The organism is Fontibacillus phaseoli (assembly GCF_003337355.1).
Taxonomy (GTDB): domain Bacteria; phylum Bacillota; class Bacilli; order Paenibacillales; family Paenibacillaceae; genus Fontibacillus; species Fontibacillus phaseoli.
This window is the reverse complement of record NZ_QPJW01000015.1, coordinates 99393-108007: the sequence shown is the minus strand read 5'-3', so window position 1 is coordinate 108007 and position 8615 is coordinate 99393. Positions and strand designations below refer to the sequence as shown.

Here is an 8615-nt window from a genome sequence, read left to right as displayed (position 1 = left end):
AAGACCCCTTGAAGACGACGAGGTTGATAGGCCTGAGGTGGAAGTGCAGCAATGTATGGAGCTGACAGGTACTAATCGGTCGAGGGCTTATCCAAAACAACTCCAAAAAGTGGCGTCAGGCTGAATAAGCCGAAATGAGCACTTCAGGAGACTAACACGCAAATTCACGTTTCGTATCCAGTTTTCAGGTGATCAAAACATCTGAACTAAGCTGCATGCCTTTTATAAGGATTGATATTTTCTCGCAGCGATTTCGAGAAGCGAAAGCTTCGAAAAATCATGTTTGGTGGCGATGGCGGAGGGGTTCCACGCGTACCCATCCCGAACACGACCGTTAAGCCCTCCAGCGCCGATGGTACTTGGACCGAAGGGTCCTGGGAGAGTAGGACGCCGCCAAGCAACGAAGAAAGAGCACCACCGAGGTTATCGGTGGTGCTCTTTCTGTTGTGTGAAGAAAAACTTGCAGAAGAGCAGGGGTTTTCGGGGGCAGGGGATTATTGAGTCAAAAATCTGCAAAAAATGCAGGTGTTTTTTCGGTTTTGGAGCCACAGGGGGGAATGGGCGCTCAAGCCTGCATTTTTGCAGGAATTTCTGAAAACCGTCCGGGATGCTCCTTAATAACTGTATTTCTGTAGGTATTGCCGAGGTTTCGCGGCACGATGTTATTTTGGCCAGAGGCAAGGTTACCGGCGGGGCTTCAATGCCGCAAGGCCGGCCGCCTTTCGAGCGCGGCGGCGCTAAAGCCTCAAATCGTGCCCGCGCTGGCTGCGAGCCTGCGACCAGACCGATCTCGGCGCACGAGGCGAAAATGCCGCTGTCCCAAGACTATGAAGCTAACGGATACCAGAGACCTTATTCGCACAAAACAGGGATATGCATTTTGTAAAGGACACAGACGACCTTATTCGGTTCAATTCATCCGAATAAGGTCATTACGATCCGTTACGTGAAACAGCTACATCTTACTTTTCGGCAACGATGGCAAACATGGGTCTGTGACGGTTTAGGACTTGTTCTCCCGGAGTGTATAATTCAGTATCAAATCCCTGATGGACGTGGGTTTTATTAAAGCCAATAGATCTTAGCATTTCGCTGTCCCATCCTGGTCTTCTCACGTAGGTCAATGGTAAGGTAAGCGCCAATTGATCACCTTCTTCAATATCTTTCTCTTCGCGGTAGGGCAAGTAGCCTTGCTCAATCGCTTCCTCTTTAGCTTTCCGAAAAAGCTCCGCCTCCTGCGGGTCACTCAAAAACAAATTCCAATTGGCGTCAAAAATAATTGCTTGCCCCCCGTCATTGAGCATCTCATACCAATTTTGATAAGCGGCGACAGGATTATATAAGAACCAAGTGACATTCCTGGAAATGATGATATCAAAGGTGTCTTCCGGCTTATATTCTATAATATCCGTCTTAATGATCTTTATATCGCAGTTATATTTTTGCGCGTTTTTATGAGCCCTTGCCACCATTTCTGGCGAGGAATCAATGGCAGTGACCTGATGCCCCATACGACTAAGCAAAACTCCGAAAAATCCAGGCCCCGTTCCAACATCAAGGATGTTTAAATTCTTTTTTCCGGATAAAAGATTACTTAAAATAGCGTTCCATTGTTCATATTTATCGGTTGCAAATTCGGCATCCACGATTTCATCATAGACGGCCGCACCTTTGTCCCAATACTCACGGTATTGTTGTGCCAGTTTATGCTCAGTCATTAGCCTGTTCTCCTTTAGTTTTAAAAAAATGTCTTGCAAAACGTAATCATTACGATTAATAATATACAAAGATTACTCAGTATGCAAGTGATAATGGCAATGGCAGCTGTTTAATTGCAAACATTATAGAAGAGAATTAGGAGGAGCAGGATGTTTAGGACACCTGGATGCAGTGTTATAGTTGTTTTGATATTGGCTTTGCTTGTGGGGTGCTCCCAAGAACAAAGCATCATTTCCAGCAAAGAAGAGAGCAAGCAAATCGTTGTTGCGGTAACGCAGGATGCTGAAGGGGATAAACTTGATGCCGCAACCTACAATGGATCGCGACATACGCATGCCGCTGTATATGATGCGCTTGTGGAATATGAAGGGGAAGGTAAACTTGCCCCTAGCTTGGCTGAATCTTGGGAAGTCTCTGATGACGGAAAAATCTACAGTTTTCATCTGAAAGAACAAGTGAAATTCTCGGACGGCAGTCCATTGAATGCCGCAGCAGTTAAGTTTTCCTTGGAGAGAGCGATTAGTAGGGAAGAGAACGCTACGCTTGAAATATCCCGTTTGCTTAAAACAATAGAAACTCCCGATGATTCGACGGTCGTGCTTACTTTTAAAGAAACCGCAACTCAAGTGCTTTATGAGCTTAGTCAGGCTAGGCCATTCCGGATTATGAGTCCAAACTCGGTAACTCCTGCGGGAGATGTGAACGGAACCTTTCAACAAGCGATTGGAACGGGCCCCTGGAAAATAGGCAGCTATAAACAAGGGGTCGAAACCGTACTGGTGGCTAACGAGTATTATTGGGCGGAAAATCCATCGGAATATTCACTGGTTTTTAAGGTTATTACCGATCCTCAGGCGAGGGTGTTAGCTCTTCAATCCGGAGAGGTGGATCTTGCCGGTGGGGAACTTGGCAATGTTCCCGCGGAAAGTTTAAGTGTTTTTCAGAATAACGAGAAGTTTGTGATAGAAACAGGATCCAGTACCATGTCCTATTTTTTAGTTCTAAACCAAAACAATGCAGATCTGTCGGAAAAGAACATACGCCAGGCCATTAATTATGGAAATGATACCAGTAAATATAGGAACGGATCCGATGAAACCGTTAAAGGGTTGTTTCAACAAAAAGTTGCGTTTGTAACGGATGATAATCAGCCTTTCTATTCTTACGATCCGGGGAAAGCCAAACCATTGATCGAAGCCTCGGGTTATGCATGGAATGAGAAAAACCATCTCTATGAGAAAGATGGACGTGCCTTACAGCTTCGACTAGTTATTCAAACCGAAGAATATCCGGAGTGGAAGGAAATGGCTGAAATTTTTCAGGATAACATGAAGCAGATAGGTATCCAAGTCGACATTGTGAATCAGGAACGGGCGGCTTACTACGATACGTTATGGAGCAGCAAGGATTACGACCTTCTTATGTATCGAACTTATGCGGATGCGCAATTGCCGTACCGGTTCCTGTCCTCTTTATTCTACAATTCGTCATCTACACCGGGTGTTGCTTTTCAAGACGCTCCATTGTCGGACCTGCTGGATCAGATTGCCGACACGGTCTCTGTCGACAGGCAGCAGGCGCTATTCGACCAAGTGTTTTTGCGCATGCATGAAGAAGTTATGTCGGTACCGATGTACTATACGAAGCAAACCTTTGTTCATAAGCGCGATGTTGTCGGCTTTGCTTTCAATGCAATTGAAGACAATCCGCTGAAATGGCATCATTTGAAGAAAGAAGCACAGTAATGTTACGTTCAATCATCAATCGTCTGTTGATGCTCGTGCTTATGTTTGTCTTGTTTTCCTTGTTTGTTTTTACATTAATGCGTCTGGCGCCGGGTGATCCGGCGTCCATGATGCTGCTCGAAATCGGAGGGGGGCCGGAGCAATCGCTGGTAGCTAATCTGCAGGAGCAATGGGGACTTGATCAATCGTTTATTCAGCAATATCTTGTCTGGGTATTTCAGATATTTCAAGGAGAACTCGGAAATTCATTTATGTCCGGGGAACCGGTGGTAAATGAAATCATGAACCGTTTAGAGCCGACGTTCAGACTCATTTCAGGCTCTTTTTTAATTACGGTGGTATTTTCCATTCCGATTGGAATTTGGCTGGGATTAAATGAAGGCTCGATTCCTGATCGAGTCGTTTATTCGGTAACCATTTTAGGGTTGTCAGTGCCCTTATATTGGCTGGCCATTCTTCTAATGTATACCTTTGGTGTTCTATGGCCCATTCTTCCGGTTGTCGGCAGTTCTTCAGGGCTGCATTATGTACTTCCGATTACGGCTATTTCCCTGGTACAAAGTGTTTACTTTATCCGGATGATACGGTCATATACCATTCAATACAGTAAATTCTTTTATATTGAAGCGGCAAGAGCTAGAGGTTTACGTCCCTATATCTTTTATCCATCGTATTTGCTTCGCTCTATGTACATTCCAGTATTGACGTTGGTGGCGACTAGTTTGCCGGGCTTTTTTGGAGCTTCCATCATCACGGAGACGATTTATAGTTTTCCGGGGTTCAGTAAATATATGCTGGAGGCTATTTATCGCCGTGATTTTCCGGTTATTCAAGGGAGCGTACTTCTGGTGGCCGCGTTTATATTTGTGTTCAATTTTGTGGCGGACATTCTATACTACTTAGCCGACCCGCGTATTCATTTGGATAAGCAGAGGTGGGAAATATGATGAATATCATTCGAGTCAATAAGCTTTCGGCAGCCGCGCTGTTATTTATTGCGATGCTCCTTTTTATGGGGCTCACTGCATCATGGCTTTCACCTTATGATCCGTTCTTTACAAATCTTGAACAAAAGCTTCTTCCGCCAAGCTTCTCTCATCCATTTGGAACGGATTATTTAGGGAGAGACCTGTTAAGTCGCGTGATACACGGGATCGGCGACTCCGTGTTTCCTGTTTTTGTTGTTCTCAGCATCGTCATGTTGATCGGACTTTTCGTCGGCACACTGAGCGCCTTCTGGGGGAATAAACTTGATATGCTGCTGATGAGTGTAACCGATATATTTACCGCATTGCCGAGTGTCCTTCTCACCATCGTAGTTGTTGGTTTTCTTGGTTTTGGCATGGAGAATGTTTATTTCGCGGTTATTCTTTCTTGGTGGGCCAAGTACGTGAGACTCATCCGAGGTTTGATCCATGATGTTAAAAAGGAGCCGTACATTATGGCAAGCAGGGTAAGCGGATCATTTGGAATGAGGACCATGATTAGACACATGATACCCAATATCGCTCCGCAGATTGGAACCATCCTGATCCTGGATGTGAGCAAGGTAATTTTGACTTTATCCGGTTTATCCTTCTTAGGAATTGGTGCACAGCCTCCTTCCCCTGAATGGGGAGTTATGCTGCTGGATGGGAAAAATTATTTGCAAGTTGCACCTTGGATGGGTTTTTTCCCGGGCTTAATGATTTTTCTAACAGCCTGCTCGTTTCAGATTGTGGGCGAGCGGCTCAGGAAGGGGAAATAAATGGACGTAGTAGAAATAAAAAATCTGAGCATTAGAAGTGCAGAGGGGCAACTGCTTGTACATGACAGCAGTTTTTCTCTGGAATCAGGGAAAACCCATTGCTTGTTAGGAGAAAGCGGAAGCGGTAAAACGCTGACAAGTAAAGCTATTTTAGGAATGCTTCCCGCCGATTTGCATATGTCCGGCGATATCCTCTTTCGCGGCCAAAACCTGAATCTTTTATCCAAAAAAAGCTGGCGTCAAATCAGGGGGAAGCACATCGGTACCATATTTCAACATCCTGAACAAGCATTGCATCCATCCATCCCCATCGGCAGGCAATTTAGCGATCTGATGTGCAGTCACCTGCCGATTTCCAGATATGAAGCCGAGAAGCAAGCGGAGAAAATGTTGTCGCGCGTGCTCTTGAAAGATACCGCACAGGTGATGAAAAGTTATTCTCATGAGCTGAGCGGTGGAATGAATCAACGCGTAATGATCGCGATGGCGCTTTTGCCAAAACCGGAGGTCGTCATCGCCGATGAGCCGACGAGTGCCCTTGACGTGACCACCCAAGCGGAAATTATATCCCTGTTGCGGCATTTAATTTGGGATTTGAAAATGAGCATGTTGTTTATTACTCATGATTTACTCCTTTCCAGCTATCTAGCGGACACGATTGGGGTTATGCGTTCAGGAGAAATCATAGAGCAGGGAAGTACGGAGAGAATATTAGGGCGGCCGGAGCATGAATATACCAAACAATTGTGCCGGTATCGATCTCAAAGGATTCTTAGCAAAGGGGGCAATTCGCCAAATGCTCCAAGTTCAACGGCTTTGTAAAGAAATCAACGGAAGACCTATTCTGAGCGATATCAATTTTGTTATCGAGGATGGAGGATCCTTAGCGATCGTAGGTGAGAGCGGCAGCGGTAAATCAACGCTTGCCCAACTTATTATGGCATTAAAACAACCGACATCGGGTCAGGTTTTATTTAACGAACGAAGCTTGCCCCGCAAAGGAATCAAATCGTATAAAGAATGGTATAGTGATATTCAGATTGTGTTTCAAAATACAGCCTCAACACTAAATCCGGCGATGAGCCTGTACCGGTGTCTGGAAGAACCCTTAATTAACTTTACAAACTTGAAAAGAAGGGAGCGTAGAGACAAAATTCTGGAATATCTGAACAAAGTGGGTCTTCATAGGGATCTTCTTAAACATCGGCCGGGTAAATTAAGCGGGGGGCAGTATCAAAGAGCCTGCTTGGCAAAAGCCCTGATCATTAGTCCTAAACTATTGATCTGTGATGAAATTGTCGCGAGCCTTGATATTGTATTACAGCAGCAAATGATAGAACTGCTTATGTCCATTCAGAAGGAACGGGGACTGTCCCTTCTTTTCATTACCCATGATCTCTCGCTTGTACCCGGATTGTGTGCAGATATTCTGGTTATGAAAGACGGGAAAAAGGTAGAGCAATTTAATACTTCCGCCCTCCATAATGAGGAGGAACGAGACATCTATACGATCACGTTGCTTAAATCAACCGAATCGCTCGAAACAACGTGGAAGCAGTATGCAACCCACGATAATAAATCAACAGGATAGAGGAATGCACTCTATCCTGTATATTTGCAGAGCCCATTTAATGGCTAGGATTGTCAATTCCGTCACGTATATTCCCAGCTACTTCATGTACAATAGAGTTTGAATTTTCTTTAGATTACAGGAATGTTATAGCTGGAGGTAGCTGAACAGCAATGAAACCAATTTTGGAAGTGGCAGAATCATTCGGGATTGCGGAGAAATATCTTGATATGTACGGCCGTTATAAAGGCAAATTAGATTTAAGCCTGCGCCAGGATTTAGAGAAGCGGCCCGACGGCAAATTAGTGCTGGTGACCGCGATGAATCCTACGCCTGCGGGGGAAGGGAAAACGCTGACCACGATTGGGCTCGCACAATCGCTCAACGCGATCGGCGTACCGACGATTGCCGCGCTGAGGGAGCCGTCGTTAGGCCCATGCTTCGGCATGAAGGGTGGGGCGACGGGCAGTAATAAAGCACAGCTGATGCCGTCCGAGGATATAAATTTGCATTTTACGGGCGATTTGCACGCGATCACCTCGGCACATAATCTGTTAGCGGCCATGATCGACAACCATATATTTCAAGGGAATGCGCTGCAAATCGACGCAAACCGGATTTTGTGGAAACGGGCGATGGACATGAACGATCGGAGCTTGCGGCAAATCGTCGTTGGACTCGGCGAAGGGAACGGGAATGTACATGAATCCGGGTTTATGATCACGACGGCTTCCGAAGTCATGGCGGTGCTATGTCTCAGTGAGAATCGACAAGACCTGAGAGAACGCCTCGGCCGAATGGTCGTCGCTTTCACGATGTCCGATGAGGCGGTTACCGCCGAGCAAATTGGCGCCGTGGATGCGATGACCGTGCTGCTGAAGGAGGCGCTCAAGCCCAATTTAGTGCAGACGGCCGAAGGAACGCCGGCGATCGTCCACGGCGGGCCGTTTGCGAACATCGCCCATGGCTGCAGCAGTGTCATCGGCACCAAAACCGCGCTGAAACTGGCTGATATCGTAGTGACGGAGGCCGGATTCGGAGCTGATCTTGGCGCGGAGAAATTTTTTGATATTAAATGCCGGCAAGCCGGGTTAAAGCCGGATGCCGCGGTATTGGTAGTTACGGTTAAGGCGCTGAAATATAACGGAGGCGTCGTTAAGACTGAACTTGATCGACCAAACATGGAAGCATTACAAAAGGGCATGCTAAACGCTGCTAGGCACCTTGAGAATATTCGGAAATTTGGCGTACCGGTGATGGTGGCGATTAACCATTTTGCTAACGATGCGGAGGAGGAAGTTTCGTTTATTATGGAGGAATGCCGCCAGTTAGGCGTTCAAGCGGAAATTTCCGATGTATGGGCGAATGGAGGCCGGGGCGGAGAACAAATGGCGAAGACGCTGCGGGACATGCTCCAGCGGGAAGACTCCTGCTTCTCGCCGCTGTACCCCGATGGCTTAGACATCAAAGCAAAAATAGAAATCATTGTGAAGGAAATTTACCGGGGCGACGGCATTAAACTCACGCTTAAAGCCGAGACCAAAATCCGTGATCTAGAGCACCAGGGCTTCGGTCATCTGCCCGTATGCATGGCGAAGACGCCATACTCCTTTTCCGATCAAGGTAAATTACTTGGGGCACCGCAAGACTTTACCGTACAGGTTCGGGACGTGACATTGTCGGCGGGTGCAGGTTTTGTCGTCGTGCATACCGGAAATGTGGTTACTATGCCCGGACTGCCAGAAGTCCCTGCGGCGGAGCGCATTCATCTCAATGAACAGGGTGAAGTAGCCGGATTGTTGTAGGGGATATCATATTTAAAATATAGCCGATC

At 46.4% G+C, this 8615-nt stretch carries 8 protein-coding genes and 2 rRNA genes; 9 read left to right on the top strand and 1 reads right to left on the bottom strand.

Features of this window, described 5'->3' with window-relative positions; all coding sequences use genetic code 11:
* The 3 genes from DFP94_RS22805 to DFP94_RS22795 form a co-directional block, all read left to right on the top strand.
* A 23S ribosomal RNA gene (locus tag DFP94_RS22805) occupies positions 1-95 on the top strand; the annotation flags it as partial.
* Positions 96-282: 187 nt separating this feature from the next.
* Positions 283-399: ribosomal RNA gene (gene rrf, locus DFP94_RS22800) — 5S ribosomal RNA — on the top strand.
* Positions 400-607: 208 nt separating this feature from the next.
* The gene (locus DFP94_RS22795) at positions 608-886 is read left to right on the top strand and encodes a hypothetical protein (protein ID WP_114498782.1); all 279 of its coding nucleotides are present in this window, start codon (positions 608-610) and stop codon (positions 884-886) included.
* Between the two features lie 76 nt (positions 887-962).
* Here DFP94_RS22795 and DFP94_RS22790 read toward each other — a convergent pair whose 3' ends face one another.
* The gene (locus DFP94_RS22790; protein WP_114498781.1) at positions 963-1718 is read right to left on the bottom strand and encodes a class I SAM-dependent methyltransferase; all 756 of its coding nucleotides are present in this window, start codon (positions 1716-1718) and stop codon (positions 963-965) included.
* Between the two features lie 150 nt (positions 1719-1868).
* Between DFP94_RS22790 and DFP94_RS22785 the strand changes: the two genes are divergently transcribed.
* The 6 genes from DFP94_RS22785 to DFP94_RS22760 all read left to right on the top strand — a co-directional run bounded on the left by DFP94_RS22785 (position 1869) and on the right by DFP94_RS22760 (position 8586).
* Complete coding sequence (locus tag DFP94_RS22785; RefSeq protein ID WP_114498780.1) at positions 1869-3464, top strand: ABC transporter substrate-binding protein; 1596 nt, start codon at positions 1869-1871, stop codon at positions 3462-3464.
* The gene (locus DFP94_RS22780; RefSeq protein ID WP_181873268.1) at positions 3464-4411 is read left to right on the top strand and encodes an ABC transporter permease; all 948 of its coding nucleotides are present in this window, start codon (positions 3464-3466) and stop codon (positions 4409-4411) included. Before DFP94_RS22785 ends, DFP94_RS22780 begins: the two co-directional genes overlap by 1 nt.
* The gene (locus DFP94_RS22775; RefSeq protein WP_114498778.1) at positions 4408-5211 is read left to right on the top strand and encodes an ABC transporter permease; all 804 of its coding nucleotides are present in this window, start codon (positions 4408-4410) and stop codon (positions 5209-5211) included. Before DFP94_RS22780 ends, DFP94_RS22775 begins: the two co-directional genes overlap by 4 nt.
* Positions 5212-6033 carry an ABC transporter ATP-binding protein gene (locus DFP94_RS22770; RefSeq protein ID WP_114498777.1) on the top strand — a complete coding sequence of 274 codons (822 nt, stop codon included), beginning with the start codon at positions 5212-5214 and terminating at the stop codon, positions 6031-6033. It abuts the gene before it with no gap.
* Positions 5939-6802 (top strand): ABC transporter ATP-binding protein, encoded by an 864-nt coding sequence (locus tag DFP94_RS22765; RefSeq protein WP_114498776.1) that lies wholly within the window; start codon positions 5939-5941, stop codon positions 6800-6802. The genes DFP94_RS22770 and DFP94_RS22765 overlap by 95 nt, the downstream gene beginning before the upstream one ends.
* Before the next feature lie 152 nt (positions 6803-6954).
* Positions 6955-8586, top strand: coding sequence for a formate--tetrahydrofolate ligase (locus DFP94_RS22760; RefSeq protein WP_114498775.1), 1632 nt, complete (start codon positions 6955-6957; stop codon positions 8584-8586).
* Positions 8587-8615 lie beyond the last annotated feature (29 nt).